Source organism: Brevundimonas alba, from assembly GCF_011927945.1.
GTDB classification, from domain to species: domain Bacteria; phylum Pseudomonadota; class Alphaproteobacteria; order Caulobacterales; family Caulobacteraceae; genus Brevundimonas; species Brevundimonas alba.
Window position 1 is genome coordinate 748,661 of the sequence record NZ_JAATJM010000002.1, and the last position, 20,103, is coordinate 768,763.

Here is a 20,103-nt window from a genome sequence, read left to right on the forward strand (position 1 = left end):
AGGAGCGTCGCCGTGCCCCGCAAACCCAGGATCCGTGCGCCCTACCGGATGGTCAGCGCCCCGACATGGGAGCTGGCCCGCGCCGACTATCTGGGCGGCATGACCGCGCAGAAGGTGGCCGACCGGCACGGCATCGGCCTGCACAACCTGCGGCAGACCATCGCCCGCAACGGCTGGAGCAAGCGGGCGCTGGCCGATGCGCGGGCGATGGCGGGCCCCGGCGGGCCGCCGATAACCCTCCCCGCCGCCCCGGCGGCGGCGGACGCCCCATCCTTCGAAGGCGACCTGCTGCAAACGGTGCTGGCCCGCGCCCGCGCGGCGCTGATGGCCGGCCGCGGCGCAGAGGCGTCGTCCCTGCTCAAGGCCACGCGCGAATACGTGCTGGTGCAGCAGGACGTGGCCGACGCCCGCGCCGCCAACGCCGACGGCCTCGCGCGGTGGGACACGGCCCAGCCCGCCCGGGCCGGCGCCCTGACCGAGACCGTGACCATCCAGACCCTGCACGCGCGCTGGAGCAAGCTGAGCGAGGCGGAACTGGCGATGCGGGCGGACCCGACGGGGGAAGCAGGGCTGAAGGACTGGGTGGAGGGGCGAGCGGCGGAGACAGAGCGCGGGCGGCGGCGGTGAAGGCGCTGGCTAGCAGGCGAGCCCAGCGGCCCCACCGTCACACGCCGGACAACGGCGCTGCCAGATGTCGGAACCGTTGGCTCCATACTCGTGGGCGCAGGCGCCGCAACGCAGCACGTAGACTCGCTGGTTATGGTCATTGCCCGGCTGACGGTCGCCCGCAGAACAGTCTGGCCCCGGCGGTTCACATAGCCTGTCTCGGTCGTGCCGTGCTTCACCATCGCCTCCGCCCCTCTGCTACCGCCCTGCGGCCGCCCGTTCCTGATTCAGCGCGAACAGCCGCTCCAGCACCGCGTCGTCCGACAGATCGGCGGGCCAGCCATAGGCGGCGGCGACCGCCTCATCCAGCCGCTTGTGGGCCATGTCCAGCCACGCCGGGCGCTGGTTGTAGAGGTTGGTCAGGGTGCGGGTCTTCAACGTCTTCGCCGCCTCCTCACTGACCGGCAGCACCCGGTCGGGATAGCCGGCCACGACCTCGGGCTCGATCCGCACCAGATCGGCCGGGTTCAGCCACGCCTCGCGCAGCTCGTTCAAGGCCTTGGCCGCCTCGGCGATGGCGACCGCGCGCGGGTCGGTGGCGTAGTCGGCGGCCGGGATGTTCGGGGTCAGCCCCTCGGGGAAGGGGAAGGTCTCGAAGGTGGTCGAGGGGGTGTAGCGAGGGTCGTTGCCAACACCGAGCCAGGTCCCCATCCGCAGCGACCAGAGCTCATGGAAGCGGGAGTGGAGGATGCCGAAGGTGGTGTCATCGTCGCGGGTAACCGCGATAGTTGCTGAGTCTGGGCAGACATGAGAGTTGCTCCAAACGAACGAGCGGTACGTCGCCACTCGTGGTGTTTGGATGTAGCGGCTTCGCGCCCCTAAGGCGCGCCAAAAGCCTTGGCGGCTTTCCACATGGCGCCACCAATTCAGGCGGTAGGCCTCCCGGTTGTTTCGGTCCCTTTCCGGCTTCACAAACAACAAGACGTGCCGAAATGGTGCTTCATAGAGCGATGCCTCCGCCTCGGTCATGGTCCAGCCGAAGTCGATGATCCACTTGTCGGAGGGGCGTCGCGTCACATCCATGCCGTTACGCCATGGCTTCAGAACGTCACTGTTTGGGTGCCCGTTCGGATTGAGCGGCAGGCGAAGCCAATCCCGGGCCTGTTCGCCGGACACGTCGAATGACCCGCCCTTGGTGTCGCCCATGAAAGCGACGGCGGCGTTCTCCTTCAATCGCGCGGCCTTGGTGAGATCGGCGTCACTGGACGTCAGATCGGCGTTGATTGCGTCAGCCGACCGCCCATCCAGCCGCCGTTCCAGAAAGCCCTCGCCAAAGCCGAGCATCGATACGCGCACTGCCGCGCCATCCAGAATCCACGGCTCGTCGGCCCACGCTTCCCAAATCGCATCGGCGTCGGCGATGGGCTCCAGCACCTTGCGGCTCGCCCCGCCGCGCACGGAGTTGGTCGTGACCAGACCAACGCGCCGCGCCGAGTTGGCGGACGGCAGAGTAGTGTTGGGTGCGGGCTCAGGATTTGAACCCGCGACCTCACGCCAAGCCTTCTCGATCCAGTAGGTGACGAAGTCCGCTTCCGCCGGCACCCGTCCGCGATACGTCGCAAACAGCCGTTCTACGTAGTCGTCGCCCAGACCCTCGCGCATCCGCTTGCCGCCCAAGAACGGCGGATTGCCGATGATCACATCAACCTCCGGCCACGCCGCCTCGGTCCCGTCCGGATTCAGCAGGGCGTCGCGGTTCTCGATCTGCTCCAGCTTCGACAGGATCGGCTCGGCATAGGCCGAATAGCCGTTCTTGCGCATCCACTGCAGGTCGCCGATCCACAGCGTCACCCGGGCCAGTTCGGCGGCGTAGGCCTCGATCTCGATGCCGCGCACGCAGTCCAGGCCGACGCGGGGTGCCGGGGGCGGCACGCCCGCCGCCCGCTCGGCGTCAATGATGGCCCGCAGCTCAAGGTCCTTCAGCGCGTGCAGCGCCACATAGAGGAAATTCCCCGACCCGCAGGCCGGGTCCAGCACCCGATAGGCCGCCAGCCGCGCCAGAAACGCCTCCAGCCGGTCCTTCGCCGCACCGAAGGCCGCGTCGCGCTTGCGCGCGATGGCGGTCAGCTTCTTACGGCGCGCCGCCTCCCCGGCCCGCGCCGCCGCCGGGTCGGCCTTCATCGCCTCGCCCGCCGCGTCCATGACGGCCCTGCGCTCGGCATCGGCGGCCTTCATCGCCGCGCCATGCGCCTTGATCCCGGCCAGCGCCGTTTCCCATTCCGCCGTCAGCGGCCAGACGATGACAGGATCGACGATCTTGAGGATTTTCTCCCGGTCGGTGTAGTGCGCGCCCAACGCGGCGCGCTGGCGCGTCGCCTTCAGCGCCTCCTCGAACAGGGTGCCGAACACCGCCGGGTCAATCTCCGACCAGTCATGCTCGTCCGAGGTGTCGCCGATCAGCTTCAGGTCGATGGGCTCCAGCGGCAGCGCCGGAGCTTCGTCGAACAGGCCGCCGTTGAACCAGTGGATCGCATCGACGCCGAAGAAACCGCCGGTGCTCATGGTGACGAACAGCTGGTCCAGCTGCATCGCCGCCTGATCGGGCCGCCGCTCCGTATTGCGGATCAGCCGGGTGAACAGCTTCTTCGGCAACAGCTGCGCGTCCTCGGCGAACATGCAGAAGACCAGCCGGTTGAGAAAATGCGCCACATCGCGCGGCGCATGGCCCCGGTCCTGCAACCGCCGCCCCAGTTCGCCGAACCGGGCCGCCACCTTGGCGGTCAGCTCCTGCGGGCTCACTGAAGGCTTCAGCCGGTCCGAGCCCTCGAACACCTGCCGCAGCAGGTCCAGCTTCGCCGGTTCGCGCAGGTCCTCCAGCGACAGTTCGATCACCCGGCTGACGGTGTTGGTCCAGTTGGTATGAATCACGATCCGGGCCATGTCCGACACGACCAGATAGGGCGGGCTCTCCAGGTTGGAGGCGTAGATGGTCAGCTGACGATAGGCCGCGTTCAGGTCCTTGTGCGGTCCCTTGTATTCCCAGCCGAAACAGCCGCGCCGCCAGACGTCGGCCCAGCCGTCGCCGCCGCCGGCCTTGGTCGCGCCGCGCTCGAAACAGTAGCGCTCGCCGTGCGGATCATCCTCGGCCGGCGTGGGCTGTCCCAGCAGCCGGCACAGGTCGAGGAAATGCTCCTGCGACCCCTGACGCTCGCGCAGGGTCGCATCGCTCCACTTGCTGATGAATTCCGCCGCTGTCACGCCGCCCCCGATTCTCCGATTCCACCTTCGCCCGGATTGACCCGTCATGCCACGCAATGTGCAGCTGACGCACATTTCACCATTCTTCGAATCTGCGTTATGTTCCCCTTACGTTCACCAACGGAGCCTGCCATGGCTAAGAACACGGGTAACGACTTCCGCCGCGGCGCCGTAACGGGCCGCACGCAGTTCCAGCAGCCCAACGGCGACTGGCAGAAGCGCGACGAGCGCTCCGGCCAGTTCATGGAACGCAAGTCCAGCGAAGGTCCATTCAAGGGCGTCGCCAAGGAGCCGGACCGGCGCGACGGCAAGGACTAACGCCCCTTAACCCCTCACCCTCCCAACCGCTGCGCGGTCGGGCCCCTCCCTCTCCCGCCGGGAGAGGGTTGATCCGGCGCTAGTGCTTCACCCGCACATACGTCCCCGGCGCCGCGGCGCCCGCCTTCAGTTTCCCGGCCCCGACCTTGCGGGCCTTGACCTTGTCGTCGCCGGCGGCGGCGTCGAGCCAGCCTTGCCATTCGGGCCACCAGGAGCCGGGCTTCTGTTCGGCGCCGGCGAGCCAGGCGTCGGCATCGGCGGGGGCCTCGTCGTTGGTCCAGTAGCCGTGCTTGTTGGCGGCGGGCGGGTTGATCATGCCGGCGTTGTGGCCGGAGCCGCCGAGCAGGAACCGGGTCGGGCCGCCGAAGAAGTGGCGGCCGGCGTAGGTGTTCTTCCAGGCGGCGACGTGGTCGTCCCTGAGGGCGACGATCATGACGGGGGTCTTGATGGCCGAGAGGTCGAGGGCCACGCCGTCGATGGCGATGCCGTTCGGCTCCTTGAGCCGGTTGTCCTTGAGCACCTGACGGCCGTATTCCTTGAGCATACGGGCCGGGATGCGCGAGCCGTCGTCGAACCACCACAGCAGGTCGGAGGCGCGGACCTCGTCGCCCAGCAGGTAGTGGTTGACCACCGAGGACCAGATCAGGTCGTTGGCGCGGACCGTGGAGAACAGTTTGGCGAGGTCGTGCGCCTCGACATAGCCGCGCTCGTCCAGATAGCGGTCGAAGGCCTTGAGGTCGTTCTCGCCGGTGAACACCGACCATTCGCCCATGTCGCCGAAGTCCACGAGGGTGGCGATCAGGGTCGCCGAGGCGATGCGTTCGGCGCGACCGGTCGCGGCCAGATACGCCATGGTCATGGCCGAGAGGGTGCCGCCGAGGCAGTAGGAGACCAGATCGACGTCGGGCTCGCCCGTGGCGGACTCGACGGCGTCGAGGGCGGCGACGACGCCGCGCTTCACATAGTCGGTCATGCCGGTGTCGGCGTGGCTCTCGTCCGGGTTGGCCCAGGAGATGACGAAGACGGTGTGGCCCTGCTCGACCAGCCAGCCGAGGTAGCTGGCCTTGGGCGTCAGGTCGAAGAGGTAGTATTTGTTGACCAGCGGCGGGATGAACAGCAGCGGGCGGCGATAGACCTTGTCGGTCGCGGGCGCGTACTGGATCAGTTCGAACAGCTCATTGCTGAACACCACGGCGCCGGGGGTGGCGGCGACGTTGACGCCCAGTTCGAAGTCGTTGGGGGCGCGGCGGGTGACGAGCCCCTGCCCTTTCGCCACATCTTCCAGCAGGTTCGACAGGCCGGTCATCAGGCTGAGGCCGCCGCTCTCGATGGTGCGGCGGGCGACCTGCGGATTGGTGTGCGGGAAGTTGGTCGGGGCCAGGGCGTTGATCAGCTGGCGGCTGGCGAAGTCGACCTGGGCGCGGGTGGCGTCATCGACCGGCGCCGCGGCGACGAAGTCCTGCAGCTGGCGGGCGGCGAGCAGATAGGACTGTTTCAGGTAGTCGTAGACGGGCTCCTCGGTCCAGGCGGGGTCGCTGAAGCGGCGGTCGCCCTTCGCCGGGGCGGCGACGGGGGCCGGTTCCGAACCGGCGATGACGCGCTCGCCCATGGTGCGCCACAGGGCGGTCCAGTCGCTCCAGCCCTTCGCCTGCGCCTCGAGCACGGCGGCGGGGTTGGTCATGACGGCGACGTTGAAGTCGAACATGGCGCGGGCGATCGTGGTCGGATCGTAGGGCAGCGCCTGCGGGGTCACGGCCTGCATCCAGGTGGTGCGCATCGCCGCGGCGGCGTTGACCATCAGGGCGGTGAGGCTCTCGGCTGCGACCTCGGGATCGGGGATGGCGGGGATCGGCGCGGCGGTCGAGGCGGGCATGGGGCGGTCTTCCGCTTAGAGCGAGACGAGAACGTCGACGGCGGCGCAATCCTGCGGCGCCACGAACAGCAACGCGAGGGCTCGGTCGGGGTTCTGGGCGGTCCACTCCGGGCAGGGCGCGGGCGCGGCCTCGATCAGACGGGCGACCGGGGCGATGGTGCGGGCGGCGGGCGAAAAGGCGGCGGCGTCGAAGGCCATGACGGTGTTCCAACGGCTGAGCTTGGGATGACGTCGTTATCGCACGGCTAATATGTTATGACGATGCTGGCTTCTGCTAAATCATTGTGCGTTTTTGCACAGGAGCGCTCACGTGTCCGACTTCAACTGGAATGACCTGCGCGCCTTTCTCGCCGTGGCGAGGACCGGCCGGCTGACGGCGGCGTCGGCACGGGTGGGCGCGGATCACACCACGGTGTCGCGGCGCATCGCGGCGCTGGAGGCGGCGATTGGCGCGCGGCTGTTCGACCGTAGCCCGGCCGGATACGCCCTGACCGCCCACGGCGAGCGGCTGATGCCGACCGCCGAGAAGATCGAGAGCCTGACGCTGCTGGCGGCCAGCGAGGTGGGCGAGGCGGATCAGGCCCTGACCGGCGCGGTGCGGATCGGGGCCCCGGAGGGGTTCGGCAGCTATTTCATCGCCCCGCTGCTGGCGAGCTTCGCGGACCGGCATCCCGGGCTCGAGATCCAGCTGGTCGCCATCCCCGGCATCGTCAGCCTGTCAAAGCGAGAGGCCGACATCGCGGTGACGCTGAGCCCGCCGCGGGAGGGTCGACTGGTCGCGCGCAAGCTGACCGACTACGGCCTCAGCCTGTACGCCTCCCCGTCGTATCTGGACGCGCGGCCGCCGATACGCACCCGCGCCGACATGGCCGGTCACCGCTTCGTCGGCTACATCGGCGACCTGCTGTACGCCCCCGAGCTGGACTATATGCAGGCGCCGGACGTGGATATTCACGTGGGTCTGCAGAGCTCGAACCTGATCGCCCAGCTGCAGGCCACGCTGGCCGGCGCGGGCCTGTGCGTCCTGCCCGACTTCATCGGGGCGCGGGAGCCGGGACTGAGGCGCGTTTTGCCGGACGCGGTGCATCTGGACCGCAGCCTCTGGCTGGTCGTCCACGCCGATCTTCGCTCGCTGGCGCGGATCAAGGCGGTGACGGCGATGATCACCGGGGCGGTCAGGACCGACCGCCGGCTGCTCACCGGTGGCGGAACCGACCCGGCCGCAACGCTCGACTCAACCGGGGCCTGAGCCCGCAGGCGCGCCAAGCTCCGGTAATCCGGGCGGACGGCTCGACCTTCGTCACCTCCATCGAGGTGCTGCGCTACGCCAACAACACCACCACCACCCTGACCTACGGCGCTCCGGCCCCGCTGGAGTCGGCGGCCAAGGCGGCGAACGGCCCGCAGGTGATCCCGACGGTGTTCGTCGACGACGGCTTCGTCCTGCCGGCCATTGTCGACGACCAGCCCCTCGTCCTGCCGGGCGCCGAGGCGTTCAAATTCGCCGACGATCCGCTGGTCCTGCCCGGAGCCGAAGACCCCGGGCCACTGTTCGTCGGGCTTGAGGCGCGGCTGGAGAGCCATCTGCCATTCGTCGGCGACTGGATGATCGCGTTGGATCCGGACGGGCGACTGGCCGGCCTGCCGGCCTATCGCGAGAACGGCTGGTTCTGACGGGCGCCGCTTGGCGCAGGCGGCCGGGGCTGGTCTAATCCCGCGATGACCGACCGCCCCGCCCTGCTCATCATGCAGCGCCACCTCGCGCCGCTGACTGCGTTTCTCGAAAGCGTGTGGGACGTCTACCGGTTCTGGGAAGGCCCGCCGCTGGAGGCGGCCCACGACATCCGGGCCCTCGTGGTCGCCGGGGAGTTTCCGCTCGACAAGGCGCTGATCGAGAGTCTGCCCAACCTGCAGCTGATCGCCTGTTTCACCTCGGGCTATGACCGGATCGACGTCGACTGGTGCCGGGCGCGGGGCCTGCCCGTCACCCACGCGCCGGGTGTGAACCACGAGGACGTCGCTGATCACGCCCTGGGCCTGATCCTCGCTGCGCGCCGTCAGATCGCGGCCGGCGATCGCACCCTGCGGAGCGGCGGCTGGACGCCCGACTCGAAGATGATCACCCCCTCCCTGAACGGCCAGCGGCTCGGCATCGTCGGCCTGGGATCCATCGGTGAGGCGGTGGCCCGCCGTGGCGAAGCCCTGCGCATGACGGTAAAATGGTGGGGCCCGAGGGACAAGCCGGCGGCCTGGCCGCGCGCCGGCAGCCTGCTGGATCTCGCGCGGGACAGCGACATCCTCGTGGTCGCCTGCAAGGCCGACGACAGCAATATCGGCCTGATTTCGCGCGAGGTGATCGAGGCGCTGGGGCCGTCCGGCCTGCTGGTCAACGTCGCCCGCGGACAGCTCATTGACGAGACCGCGCTGATTGCGGCGCTCAAGGATGGCCGGCTGGGTCAGGCGGCGCTGGACGTGTTCGAGGACGAGCCGACCGACGCCGCCCGCTGGGCCGATGTGCCCAATACGGTGCTGACGCCACACACCGGCGGCGCCACCACGGAGGCGGTGCAGGGCATGCTGGGGCTGCTGGTGCAGAACCTGCAGGCCGCGTTCGCGGGCGAGCCGCTGAAGACGCCGGTTCCGCACAGCTGATCAGGTCCGGACACTGGCGCGGCCGCCGGGTCGTGGCATAGTCGGGCTCGCCCTGTCGCCGCGAGTCACCTCTTGTCCGAAACCCTGTCCCCCGCCCCGTCGTCAGAGCTTTCGCCGGACGCGAGCCCGCCCCTGACGCTCGAGTGCTTCCCGACCCGACCCTCGCCGCCGCAGCTGGTCCCCGGCCGGCCTGACCGCGACTGGATGGACGCCTTCACGGCTCGTCACCCCTACCGCTGCCTGCCCCTGAGCATGGCCAATACGACGGGCTGGGAGCTGCTGTGCCCGTTCGGGTTCGAGGCGGAATGGGACGGGGGGCTCGGGGCCGAGGCCATCACCTTCACGCCGGACGCCGACGCCACCCTGTTCGATCATTTCGCGGCGTCGCACTTCACCCACGGCGTGATCACCTTCCACACCGGCTGGCTGTTCCGCACCCCGCCCGGCTGGGCGCTGCGCGCCTCGGGCAGTCCGAACCGGTTCAAGCACGGGCTGTCGCCGCTGGAAGGCCTGGTCGAGACCGACTGGCTCCCCTACCCCTTCACCATGAACTGGGCCTTCACCGCGCCCGGCAAGGTTCGGTTCGAGAAGGACGAGCCGTTCTGCTTCATCCAGCCGGTCGAGCACCGCCGCATCGAGGCCTTCGAGCCGGTGCGGGTGTCGATGGACGACGACGCCGATCTGGCGCGCCAGTACGAAACGTGGCGCGAGACCCGGACCCTGTTCAACAACAGCATGGCCGACGGCGACCCGGAGGCGATCAAACAGGCGTGGCAGCGCTATTATTTCCGCGGCGAATACCCGGATCAGGCCGAGGCCCGGCCCGAGGGGCACGTCAACAAGCGGCGTCTGGCCGCCCTGCCCGACGCGCCGCCGCCGCCCCCCGCCCCGCACTTCCCGACGGTCGATTTCAAGGGCTGGTCCGCGGTCAACGCGGCCAATCTGAAGACGCCCGCGAAGGACTGACCGGCCTCAGCCGCCGGGCATGTCCGGCATCGGCTCCGGCTCGGCGGAGGGCATCGGCATGGACGGCGCGGCCGGAGGCGTCGGGGGACGCGGGAGCTCGTCGCCGGACAGCGTGCCGTCGTGGTTGGCGTCCATACGGGTGAACATCCGCTGCATGCCGGCGGTCAACTCGTCTTTCGAGATGCGGCCGTCGTTGCTGGCGTCGGATTGCGAGATGGCCGTGCGCAGGCGGCCGCCGCCCATGCTTCCGGCGGGTCCCCGGCTCAGCACCGCCAGTTCGTCACCGGTGATGGCGGCGTCCTGATTGGCGTCGAGGCGTCCGAACAGCCGGTCCGCGAAGGTCGGTACGTCAGCGAGGGTGCGCGGACCGCCCATGCCGCCGCCGGGCTGTGGAGCGCCCTGCGGCGCAGTCTGGGCCCGAGCCTGGGCCATCGCCGGAGAGGACAGGATCAGCAGGGCGCCGAGCGCACCCGCCAAGGCTTGGGTCTGAAGAGTCATCGAACGGTTCCGCGTTACTGCGACCCCGCCAGATTGTGCCTGAACCCGCCTCCGCGCCAGCGGTTTCCGCTTGCATAAGCATATAAGGATATCCTTATATTATCTCATGTCACTCACCGCCGACCAGACCGTCGAGGCCCTGCGCGCCGTGGGCGAGCCGACCCGGCTCCGCGTCCTGTCGCTTCTGGCCGGCGAGGAACTGTCGGTGATGGAGCTGTCGCGCATCCTCGACCAGAGCCAGCCGCGGGTGTCGCGCCACCTCAAGCTGATGACCGACGCGGGCCTGATCGAGCGCTTCCCGGACGGCGCCCGGGTCTTCTATCGCCTGACCTCGGACGCGCCCGCCCGCCGCCTGATCGACACCGTCCTGGACGTCCTCGACGATGCCGCCGGCGAGGTCGACGACCGCCGGCTGGAGGAAGTCCGCCGGGACCGTGAGGTCGCCGCCGGCGCCTATTTTGAGCGCATCGCGCCGCAGTGGGACCGCATCCGCTCGCTCTATGTCTGCGAAACCGCCGTCGAGGCGGCTATCCTCCGGGCGGCCGGCGAAGGGCCGTTCGAGCGCGTCGTGGATCTCGGCACCGGCTCGGGACGGATGCTGACCCTGCTCGGCAAGAAGGCGAAGATGTCGCTCGGCCTCGACCTCAGCCAGAACATGCTCAACATCGCCCGCGCCAACGTCACCCGGGCCGGGCTGGACAAGGTCGAGCTGCGCCACGGCGACATCTTCGCCACCCGCCTGCCGCAGCAGAGCGCCGATCTGGTGCTGGTGCACCAGGTGCTGCACTACCTCGCCGATCCGTCGACGGCCGTAGCCGAGGCCGCGCGTCTGGTCATGCCGGGCGGCAGGCTGCTGATCGTCGACTTCGCCCCGCATGCGCTGGAACACCTGCGCGAGGAGCATCAGCACCGCCGCCTCGGCTTCTCCGACGATGAGATGAAGCGCTGGCTCGGCGAGGCGGGCCTGACCTCGTCCGCGCCGATCGCCCTGCCCCCGGACACCGACGGCCTGACAGTCGTCATCTGGACCGCCGAACGATCGGCCGAGGCCAAGGCCGCGGTCGCATGAGCGCCGCCGCCCTCAGCCTCGCCGAAGCCCGCGCCCTGCTGCTGTCGCCGCTGGGTCCGGTCGCCCGCGCGGGGCAGGATTCCTCGCGGCCGCGCGTGTCGTTCGAATTCTTCCCGCCCAAGTCGGACGAGGCCGAGGCGGCCCTGTGGAAGGCGGTCACCCGGCTGGCCCCGCTGCAGCCCGACTTCGTCTCCGTCACCTACGGCGCCGGCGGCTCGACGCGGGAGCGCACGCACCGGACGGTCCAGCGCATCCTCGACGAGACCGATCTGACGCCCGCGGCCCACCTGACCTGCGTCGAGGCCAGCCGGGACGAGGTCGACGCGGTGATCGACGGCTACCGCGCCTCGGGCGTGCGCCATATCGTGGCCCTGCGCGGCGATCCGCCGGGCGGCAGCGGCATCGGCGGGGCCTATGTTCCGCGCATGGACGGCTACGCCAACGCCACCGAACTGACCGCCGCGGTGGCCGGCCGGGGCGGCTTCGAGATCAGCGTCGGCTGCTATCCCGAGGGTCATCCCGAGAGCCCCTCGCTGGCGCATGACATCGATGTGCTGAAGGCCAAGGTCGACGCCGGGGCGACGCGCACGATCAGCCAGTTCTTCTTCGACATCGACGCCTTCCTCCGCTTCCGCGACCGCGTGCGGGCGGCGGGCGTCACCATTCCGATCATCCCCGGCGTGATGCCGGTGACCAACTTCACCGGACTGAAGCGGATGTCGGCGGGCTGCGGCGCCTCGGTGCCGGACTGGCTGGCCGCGCATTTCGAGGGGCTGGACGCCGATCCGGAGACCCGCAAGCTGATCGCCGCCTCCGTCGCCGCCGAAACCTGCGCCCGGCTGCAGGAGGAAGGGTTCGCCGACTTCCACTTCTACACCCTCAACCGCGCCGACCTCGTCTACGCCATCTGCCGGGTGCTGGGCGTGCGCGAGCAGCGGGCCCACGCGTGAGCCGCATGACGACCCGACAGGACCGCATCGCCGCCCTCCACGCCGCCGCGCGCGAGCGCATCCTGGTGCTGGACGGCAGCTGGGGCGTGATGATCCAGCGGCGCGAGCTGTCCGAGGCCGAGTTTCGCGGCGGCCGTTTCGCCGATCATCCGGTGCAGCTGAAGGGCGACAACGACATCCTGTGCCTGACACGGCCCGATGTCGTCTCGGACCTGCACGACCAGTATTTCGCCGCCGGCGCGGACATCACCGAGACCAACACCTTCTCGGCCACGACGATCGCCCAGGAAGACTACCGTCTGTCGCCGGACGACGTGTTCGACCTGAACCGCGAAGGCGCCCGGCTGGCCCGGGCGGCGGCGGACGCCTGGACAGCCAAGGAGCCCGGCAAGCCGCGCTTCGTCGCCGGCGCGATCGGGCCGACCAACCGCATGCTGTCGATGTCATCGGATGTGAACGACCCCGGCGCGCGCACGGTCACGTTCGACGAGGTCTACGACGCCTACAGCCATCAGGTGCGGGCCCTTAACGAGGGTGGGGTCGACCTCTATCTGATCGAAACCATCACCGACACGCTGAACTGCAAGGCGGCGATCAAGGCCATCCTCGACCTCGCCGACGAGGGCGTGGAGCCCCTCCCCATCTGGATTTCCGGCACCATCGTCGACCGCTCCGGTCGCACCCTGTCGGGCCAGACCGCCGAGGCCTTCTGGCACAGCGTGCGGCATGCCAAACCCTTTGCCGTCGGCTTCAACTGCGCCCTCGGCGGCGAACTGATGCGGCCGTTCATCGCCGAGTTGTCGCGCGTGGCCGACACCCTTGTGGCCGCCTATCCCAATGCCGGCCTGCCCAACGCCATGGGCGACTACGACGAGCAGCCGCACGAGACGGCGCATTTCATCGAGGAGTGGGCCCGGTCCGGGCTGGTCAACATCGTCGGCGGCTGTTGCGGCACGACGCCGGAACACATCCGGCACGTGGCCGACGAGGTCGCGGGCGTGAGTCCGAGGGCCATCCCGGAGCGGCCCGTCGCCATGCGCCTGTCCGGGCTGGAACCGTTCGAACTGACCGCCTGATGCGCCCCACCTTCATCAACGTCGGCGAGCGGACCAACGTCACCGGCTCTGCCAAATTCCGCAAGCTGGTGGTCGAGGGCGACTACGCCGGGGCGCTGGCCGTGGCGCGGCAGCAGGTCGAGGCGGGAGCCTCGGTCATCGACGTCAACATGGACGAGGGCCTGCTGGACGGCGTCGCCGCGATGCGCACCTTCCTCAACCTGATCGCGGCCGAGCCGGACATCGCCCGCGTGCCGGTGATGATCGACAGCTCCAAATGGGAGGTGATCGAGGCCGGTCTGAAGTGCGTCCAGGGCAAGCCGATCGTCAACTCAATCTCGCTCAAGGCCGGCGAGGCGGAGTTCCGCGAGCAGGCGGTGAAATGCCTGCGCTATGGCGCCGCCGTGGTGGTCATGGCCTTCGACGAACAGGGCCAGGCCGACACGGCCGCCCGCAAGATCGAGATCTGCACCCGGGCGTATCGCCTGCTGGTCGAGGACATCGGCTTCCCGCCCGAGGACATCATCTTCGACCCCAACATCTTCGCCGTGGCGACGGGGATCGAAGAACACGACAACTACGCCGTGGACTTCATCGAGGCCGCGCGGGCGATCAAGGCCACCCTGCCTTGGGCTCGGGTCTCGGGCGGCGTGTCGAATGTCAGCTTCAGCTTCCGCGGCAACGAGCCGGTGCGCCGCGCCATCCACTCGGTATTCCTCTACCACGCCATCCAGGCCGGCATGGACATGGGCATCGTCAATGCCGGCGACCTGCCGGTCTATGACGACATCGACCCGGTGCTGCGCGAGGCGGTCGAGGACGTGATCCTGAACCGGCCGCCGCGGACCAATGTCTCCAACACCGAACGGCTCGTCGACTTGGCTCCGACCTACAAGGGCGACAAGGGCGCTGCGCGGGTCGTCGATCTGAAATGGCGCGAGGCCCCGGTCGGCAAGCGCATCGAACACGCCTTGGTGCACGGCATCACCGACTGGATCGAGGCGGACACCGAGGAGGCGCGCTCGCAGGCCGAGCGGCCGCTGCACGTCATCGAAGGCCCGCTGATGGACGGAATGAACGTCGTCGGCGACCTGTTCGGCTCCGGCCGGATGTTTCTGCCGCAGGTGGTCAAGTCGGCGCGGGTGATGAAGCAGGCGGTGGCGTATCTCGAGCCCTTCATGGAGGCCGAGAAGTCGGGTCAGCCCCGTCAGCAGGCGGGCAAGATCCTGATGGCGACGGTCAAGGGCGACGTCCACGACATCGGCAAGAACATCGTCGGCGTCGTCCTCCAGTGCAACAACTACGAGGTCATTGACCTGGGTGTCATGGTCCCGGCGGACCGCATCCTCGACGCGGCGGTCGAGCACGGTGTGGACATTGTCGGCCTGTCCGGCCTGATCACGCCCTCGCTGGACGAGATGGTGTTCGTCGCCGGCGAGATGGAGCGGCGCGGTTTCGACATTCCGCTGCTGATCGGCGGGGCGACGACCAGCCGGACGCACACGGCGGTGAAGGTGGAGCCGGCCTATCGCCGGGGCTCGACCACCTATGTCGTCGACGCGTCGCGGGCCGTGGGCGTGGTCGCCGGCCTGCTCTCGCCGACGGAGAAGGGACGCAACGAAGCCGCCACCCGGGATGAATACATCCGCATCCGGGAGCAGTTCGCGCGAGGCCAGACGACAAAGGCCCGGGCGCCGCTGCCGTCCGCGCGGGCGAACCGGTTCCGGCCGCAGGCGACCACGCCCCTACCCCCTCGCCCGTCCTTCATCGGCGTGCGCGCCTTCGACTCCTGGGACCTCGGCGATCTGGCGCGCTACATCGACTGGACGCCCTTCTTCGCCAGCTGGGAGCTGATCGGCCGCTATCCGCTGATCCTCGACGACGAGATTGTCGGCGAGGCCGCTCGCGACCTGTTCCGCGACGCCCAGGCCATGCTGCAGCGGATCGTCGACGAGAAATGGTTCACGGCGCGGGGCGTGGTCGGCTTCTGGCCCGCCAATGCGCGTGGCGACGACATCGTCGTCTGGGCCGACGAAGGCCGCAGGACCGAGCTGGCCCGCTTCCACGGCCTGCGCCAGCAGATCGCCAAGACCAACGGCAAGCCGAACCTGTGCCTGTCCGACTTCGTGGCGGAGGACGGCGACGACTGGATCGGCGCCTTCGCGGTCACGGCCGGGCATGGCGAGCTGGAGCGGGCGGCGGCGTTCAAGGCGGCGGGCGACGACTATTCCGCCATCATGGCCACGGCCTTGGCTGACCGGTTGGCGGAGGCCTTCGCCGAGGCTCTGCACCGGAAGGTGCGCACCGAACTGTGGGGCCATGCGCCCGACGAGCAGACCTCGGTCGAGGACCTGATCGCCGAGAATTATCAGGGCATCCGGCCGGCGCCCGGCTATCCGGCCCAACCCGACCATACGGAAAAGGCGACGCTGTTCCGTCTGTTGCAGGCGGAAGCGAATGCGGGAATGCAGCTGACCGAGAGCTTCGCAATGAGCCCGCCGGCCTCGGTGTCGGGTCTGTATTTCGGCCACGCCGACAGCCACTATTTCGGTGTGGGCAAGATCGACCGCGATCAGGTGGAGGACTACGCCCGTCGCAAGGGCTGGGATCTGGCCACCGCCGAACGCTGGCTCGGGCCGATCCTCAACTACGATCCGGCGGCGAACGCCCGCAGCGACGCGGCCTGATCCTCCACGGCGATCAGTAACTTCCCCCTGCCGTCATCCTCGGGCTTGACCGAGGATCAGATCGTCCGGTGTGCAGTAGTGAGGCTTGCGGTTGCTCTGCCGGGGCCGTCTTCGAAACACAGCCTCGCCCGACCTCTGATCCCCGGATCAAGCCCGAGGATGACGGCTGAAGGGAAACGGGATGGCGGAGGTCGCCAACCGCGTCTCCGTCGTCTCCAAATTCCCCGACCGCCGGGTCTGAATTCTCCGCCGACGGGTCGTCGAAGTCCCCTACTCCAGCCCCACCTCTTGCGGGGTCGCGGGCGGAGTCGTGATGTTGCCGCGCAGGCGGCGGGCGGCGTGTTCGCAGCGGCCGGGGAGACCGAAGAATAGGCCGAAGGCCTGGCTGCGGACGGCCTCGTCCTGGCCGGCCAGCGACGCCCATTTGCCGGTCGCCTCGGCGGCGGCGGCCTGGGCGGCGGTGCGGCTGGCGGCGGACTGCCGCGGGGCCGCCGCGTCGAGGGCCGAGCGGAAATCAGCGGCTTCGAGTTTGCCCAGCCGGATGATGTCCTGATCCAGCGGATCGGCGTCGGTCAGGGTCTCGCCCAGCGCCACGTGGCCGTTCACCAGCGCCTCGCACCAGGCGACCAGCGGATAGTCCTGCTCAGGCGCGCCACGCGGCAGCGGATTGGCGTAGGCGACGGCCTCGCGGAAGCGCAGGGCCTCGACGGTCTCCCCCGTGGCGGGCGCGGCGGTGGCGACCGGTCCGTCCTGGGCCGCGGTGACCATGGGGCCGTCCTGTGCGGGAACGGGCGCGGTCTGGGTCATCAGGGCGGCGGCGAAGGCGAGGCTGGCGATCATGGAGGCTCCGGAAGAGGTGGCGAGGTCGGATGCAGCAACGCTTCAGACGCCGCAATGGTTTTTCCGTGGCGGGCGAATTTCGCGGCCCGCAAAGAAAAAGGGCGGCGAACCCGAAGGTCCGCCGCCCGGTAGTCTGTCTCTCGAACCGCTTACTAGAAGCGGTAGGCCACGCTGAAGCGAACCTGACGCGGAGCCTGATAGGCGGTCACCGCGGCGAAGTTCGGATCCGGCGAGCCGTTGGCGAGATCGCCGAACTCGTTGAAATCTTGCTGAGATTTCATGTCGAACACGTTGAAGATGTCGGCACGGAGCACCAGGCTGTCGCCCGGGATCTCGAACACTTCACCCAGATCGTAGGCGAAGGTCAGGTCCAGGTTCTTCAGCCAGTCGCTTTCGAACACCGAGCCGCGCGGCGTGGCGACGCCCTGGCAGAACCAGGAAGCCGGGCCGTAGAGCGACGCGAAGACGTCCGTCGGGTGGATGCCCTGGCAGCCGAACTTACGCGGCGACTGGATGATCAGGTTGGCCCCGATGTTCAGCGCCGGGGTCGCCTGCCAGTTGCCGAACACCTTGAAGGTGTGGGCGCGGTGGTTGGGCAGGAAGCCGTAGGCGTTGTCCAGCAGACCCGGTTGGTCGAAGTCCTGCGACAGGCCGGGGTCGGTCTGACCGTTGTCGGACTTCAGGGCGCCTTCGTAGTTGCCCTTGTTTTCCGACCAGACGTAGCTGAAGCGCGCGCCCCACACGCCGTCGAACGGCTTGTCGAGCGAGAACTCCACCGCCTTGTAGGTGCGGTCCGGGGTCGGGTAGCCGAGGTCGGCGGCCGAGAGGGTGACCTCACGGTCCGTGAACGTACGGCCCAGGCCGCCCGGGCCGGCGTCGGCGTTGGTCAGGTCAGCGCCCGAGAGGGTGATGACCATGTCTTCGCCGGGGTTGGTCAGGACGTACTGGTGGAAGCCGTACCAGACGTTGTAGCAGATCGCGGCGGACAGATCGGCCGAGTTATCGCAGTAGTCGAGAACGGCGGCGTCGATCGCGACGTCGTCGATCGCGGTGCCGATTTCGCGATAGGTGCCCTTCACGCCGAGCGTCCAGTCGCCGAACACGCGCTGCTCATAGCCGAGGATGAACTCGTCCACGAACATCGGGTCCAGTTCGGCGTCGACCTGGGTCGAGATCGGCTTGACGCCGCCGTCGGCCAGGGTGCTGGTGCCGGCCAGCGTGCCGAGGATCGGCTCGTCGGTCGCGTCGATGATGCCGTTCTGGTCGGCGTCGATGGCCAGGTTGCCGTTGTTGACGTTCAGGTTCCAGGTATCCGAGATGAAGAACTCGGCGCCCGCCAGACGCGTGTTGGTGTTGGTCGCAACCGGCAGGAAGTAGCGGCCCCAGAAGCCGAACAGCTTGGCTTCACCGTCGCCGAAGACGTCGTAGGTCGCGCCGAGACGCGGAGCCCACTGGTTCTGCAGGTCGACGAAGGCCTCGCCCACGATGTTCTCGTTCTCGAAGCCTTCGTTCCGGATGCCGAGGTTCAGCGTCAGGCGGTCGGTGACTTCCCACGAGTCTTGCAGGTAGTAGGCGTTCTGGGTCGAGGACCAGCCGCCGTCGTTGTCGTAGGCGCGGATGCGCACACGACGCGGAGCGCCGATCAGGTCGGGACGGCCGACAGCGCCGGCGGTCGCGGCGGTGAACAGCGTCTGGTAGCGGTACCAGAGGCCGCCCGTGACTTCACCCGTGCAGGCGATGCCGTTGGCGAAGCCGCCCGGACGGCAGTAGCTGTAGCCGGCGCCCGAGTAGTCCAGGGTCTGGACGGATTCCAGCTTCTCCTGGTCGAGGCCGAAGCGGAAGTGGTGCGAGCCGAAGAAGTCGGCGTAGACGTCCACGTCCGCACGGAGCACGGTGCGCTCGTCTTCGTTCGTCGACGGCTGGCCGACGCCCCAGATACCGCGACGCGGGAAGCCGGGCAGTTCGTCGGTGATCAGCGCGCCGGCGTCGCCGGGCGAGGTGTTGTATTCGTTGTACTCGTTGACGCCGTAGGCCAGCGAGGTGGTCAGCCAGTCGGTCCACACGCCGGTGTAGCGCGCGATCCAGTTGGAGCCGCCGAACTTGAAGGTCGACGGCGTGAAGTCGCCGATCTGCTCGCCGTTGGCGTTGACGAAGATGTTCTCGGTTTGCTGCTCCTGCTCATCGGAGAAGTAGGTGAACTCGAGGCGGTGATCGTCGGTGATCAGGAAGTCGACCTTGGCGCCGTAGAACGGATCGTCCGAGGTGACGCGCGTGCCGTTCGAGCCCGGGCCGAAGGCCGGGTCGACCGTGGTGACGCCGATGTTCGTGGCTTCACGATCGCGGAAGTTATACAGACCGAAGAGGAACAGACGGTCCTGGATGATCGGACCACCGAAGTCGATGATCACGTCCGACGTTTCGTTTTCGTCGAAGTTGTTCTGGGCCAGGTAGGTGTTCGGCGAGTCTTCACGCAGGCTGTCCGGCGACCAGTAGGCCGTGATGCCGAATTCCCACTCGTTGCCGCCCGACTTGGTCGTGCCGTTCAGCACGCCGCCGGTGCCGCGACCGAATTCCGACGAGTAGCCGCCGGTCTTGGTTTCGAGCGTCTGGTAGAATTCGAACGGAACGGTCGACGAACCGGTGAAGTCCCGGAATTTCGTGATGTTCAGGCCGTTGATGAAGTAGGTGTTTTCACCAGCCGACGAGCCGCCGATGGTCGGGATGGAGCCGAAGGCGCCGTCCGAGGCGGTCACGCCCGGGGCCAGCAGGGCCACGGCGCTGGCGTCGCGCGCGATCGGGATGTTGCGCGACAGTTCTTCGACGTTGACCGTCAGGCCGGTCGTGGTGGCGTCGAATTCCGAAACGGCGCGACGAACGCCGACGACGACAACTTCGTCGATCTGCGTGGAGTTGTCGTCCGAGGCGCCCAGCGTCAGGGTCAGCTGGGCGGTGCCGCCCGAGCCGACGGCGACGGTGTCGGTCAGCGAGTTGTAGCCGCCGGCGTTGACGACGACTTCATACGTGCCCTGCGGCAGCGCGACGGCGCGGAAGCCGCCCGAGGCGTCAGTGGTGAAGGTGCGCGAGAAGCCCTGGCTGACCGAGGTCAGGGTGACATTGGCGCCCGCAACCGGGGTGCCGGCCTGGTTGGCCACGGTGCCGGAGACGGCGCCCTGGGTCAGGTTCTGCGCGACGGCGACCGAAGGCGTCATCAGGGTGAGGGCCGGAGCCGCCACCAGCGCCATAAGCGCCGTTCCGCCGATCATGGTCGAATGCAGCAACCGCTGCTTGATGGTTTGGGTCTTCAAAGGTGGTCCTCCTGAGACCGCCGGGC

The 20,103-nt window shown here is 68.6% G+C and carries 16 protein-coding genes; 10 read left to right on the plus strand and 6 right to left on the minus strand.

The genetic code is table 11. The features are described 5' to 3' along the window. The first annotated feature begins 12 nt into the window (after positions 1-12). Positions 13-627, plus strand: a complete 615-nt coding sequence (locus GGQ87_RS14240) for a hypothetical protein (RefSeq protein WP_168048856.1) — start codon at positions 13-15, stop codon at positions 625-627. 237 nt (positions 628-864) lie between these two features. On the opposite strand, the gene GGQ87_RS14245 is transcribed toward GGQ87_RS14240, so the two are convergent. Then, complete coding sequence (locus GGQ87_RS14245; protein ID WP_168048858.1) at positions 865-3,864, minus strand: DNA methyltransferase; 3,000 nt, start codon at positions 3,862-3,864, stop codon at positions 865-867. A gap of 132 nt (positions 3,865-3,996) precedes the next feature. Here GGQ87_RS14245 and GGQ87_RS14250 point away from each other — a divergent pair, with 132 nt between their 5' ends. After that, positions 3,997-4,182 carry a hypothetical protein gene (locus GGQ87_RS14250; protein WP_168048860.1) on the plus strand — a complete coding sequence of 62 codons (186 nt, stop codon included), beginning with the start codon at positions 3,997-3,999 and terminating at the stop codon, positions 4,180-4,182. A 79-nt stretch (positions 4,183-4,261) separates the two neighbouring features. On the opposite strand, the gene GGQ87_RS14255 is transcribed toward GGQ87_RS14250, so the two are convergent. Then, complete coding sequence (locus tag GGQ87_RS14255) at positions 4,262-6,055, minus strand: PHA/PHB synthase family protein (protein WP_168048862.1); 1,794 nt, start codon at positions 6,053-6,055, stop codon at positions 4,262-4,264. Between the two features lie 15 nt (positions 6,056-6,070). Beyond that, on the minus strand, positions 6,071-6,253 hold the full coding sequence (locus GGQ87_RS14260; protein ID WP_168048864.1) for a hypothetical protein: 183 nt from the start codon (positions 6,251-6,253) through the stop codon (positions 6,071-6,073). A gap of 112 nt (positions 6,254-6,365) precedes the next feature. On the opposite strand from GGQ87_RS14260, the gene GGQ87_RS14265 reads away from it, so the two are divergent. The 4 genes from GGQ87_RS14265 to GGQ87_RS14280 all read left to right on the plus strand — a co-directional run bounded on the left by GGQ87_RS14265 (position 6,366) and on the right by GGQ87_RS14280 (position 9,673). Next, positions 6,366-7,304 carry a LysR substrate-binding domain-containing protein gene (locus GGQ87_RS14265; RefSeq protein WP_168048866.1) on the plus strand — a complete coding sequence of 313 codons (939 nt, stop codon included), beginning with the start codon at positions 6,366-6,368 and terminating at the stop codon, positions 7,302-7,304. 65 nt (positions 7,305-7,369) lie between these two features. Next, entirely contained in the window at positions 7,370-7,729 is a 360-nt protein-coding gene (locus tag GGQ87_RS14270; protein WP_168048868.1) for a hypothetical protein, read from the plus strand. 45 nt (positions 7,730-7,774) lie between these two features. Further along, positions 7,775-8,707 carry a 2-hydroxyacid dehydrogenase gene (locus GGQ87_RS14275; protein WP_168048870.1) on the plus strand — a complete coding sequence of 311 codons (933 nt, stop codon included), beginning with the start codon at positions 7,775-7,777 and terminating at the stop codon, positions 8,705-8,707. Between the two features lie 132 nt (positions 8,708-8,839). After that, positions 8,840-9,673 carry a DUF6065 family protein gene (locus GGQ87_RS14280; protein WP_168049310.1) on the plus strand — a complete coding sequence of 278 codons (834 nt, stop codon included), beginning with the start codon at positions 8,840-8,842 and terminating at the stop codon, positions 9,671-9,673. A 6-nt stretch (positions 9,674-9,679) separates the two neighbouring features. Here GGQ87_RS14280 and GGQ87_RS14285 read toward each other — a convergent pair whose 3' ends face one another. Next, positions 9,680-10,171 (minus strand): EF-hand domain-containing protein, encoded by a 492-nt coding sequence (locus GGQ87_RS14285; RefSeq protein ID WP_168048872.1) that lies wholly within the window; start codon positions 10,169-10,171, stop codon positions 9,680-9,682. 106 nt (positions 10,172-10,277) lie between these two features. Between GGQ87_RS14285 and GGQ87_RS14290 the strand changes: the two genes are divergently transcribed. Genes GGQ87_RS14290 through metH form a run of 4 tightly spaced genes read left to right on the plus strand, consistent with a single transcriptional unit; the run spans position 10,278 to position 15,932 of the window. Then, the gene (locus tag GGQ87_RS14290; RefSeq protein WP_168048873.1) at positions 10,278-11,240 is read left to right on the plus strand and encodes an ArsR/SmtB family transcription factor; all 963 of its coding nucleotides are present in this window, start codon (positions 10,278-10,280) and stop codon (positions 11,238-11,240) included. Beyond that, positions 11,237-12,190 carry a methylenetetrahydrofolate reductase [NAD(P)H] gene (metF, locus tag GGQ87_RS14295; protein ID WP_168048874.1) on the plus strand — a complete coding sequence of 318 codons (954 nt, stop codon included), beginning with the start codon at positions 11,237-11,239 and terminating at the stop codon, positions 12,188-12,190. Before GGQ87_RS14290 ends, metF begins: the two co-directional genes overlap by 4 nt. 5 nt (positions 12,191-12,195) lie before the next feature. Beyond that, positions 12,196-13,266 carry a homocysteine S-methyltransferase family protein gene (locus GGQ87_RS14300; protein WP_168048875.1) on the plus strand — a complete coding sequence of 357 codons (1,071 nt, stop codon included), beginning with the start codon at positions 12,196-12,198 and terminating at the stop codon, positions 13,264-13,266. After that, a complete protein-coding gene (metH, locus tag GGQ87_RS14305) occupies positions 13,266-15,932 on the plus strand; it encodes a methionine synthase (protein WP_168048877.1) in 2,667 nt (888 codons plus the stop codon). Before GGQ87_RS14300 ends, metH begins: the two co-directional genes overlap by 1 nt. Positions 15,933-16,202: 270 nt before the next feature. On the opposite strand, the gene GGQ87_RS14310 is transcribed toward metH, so the two are convergent. After that, complete coding sequence (locus tag GGQ87_RS14310) at positions 16,203-16,772, minus strand: hypothetical protein (protein WP_168048878.1); 570 nt, start codon at positions 16,770-16,772, stop codon at positions 16,203-16,205. 152 nt (positions 16,773-16,924) lie between these two features. Then, positions 16,925-20,077, minus strand: coding sequence for a TonB-dependent receptor (locus GGQ87_RS14315; RefSeq protein WP_168048879.1), 3,153 nt, complete (start codon positions 20,075-20,077; stop codon positions 16,925-16,927). Positions 20,078-20,103 lie beyond the last annotated feature (26 nt).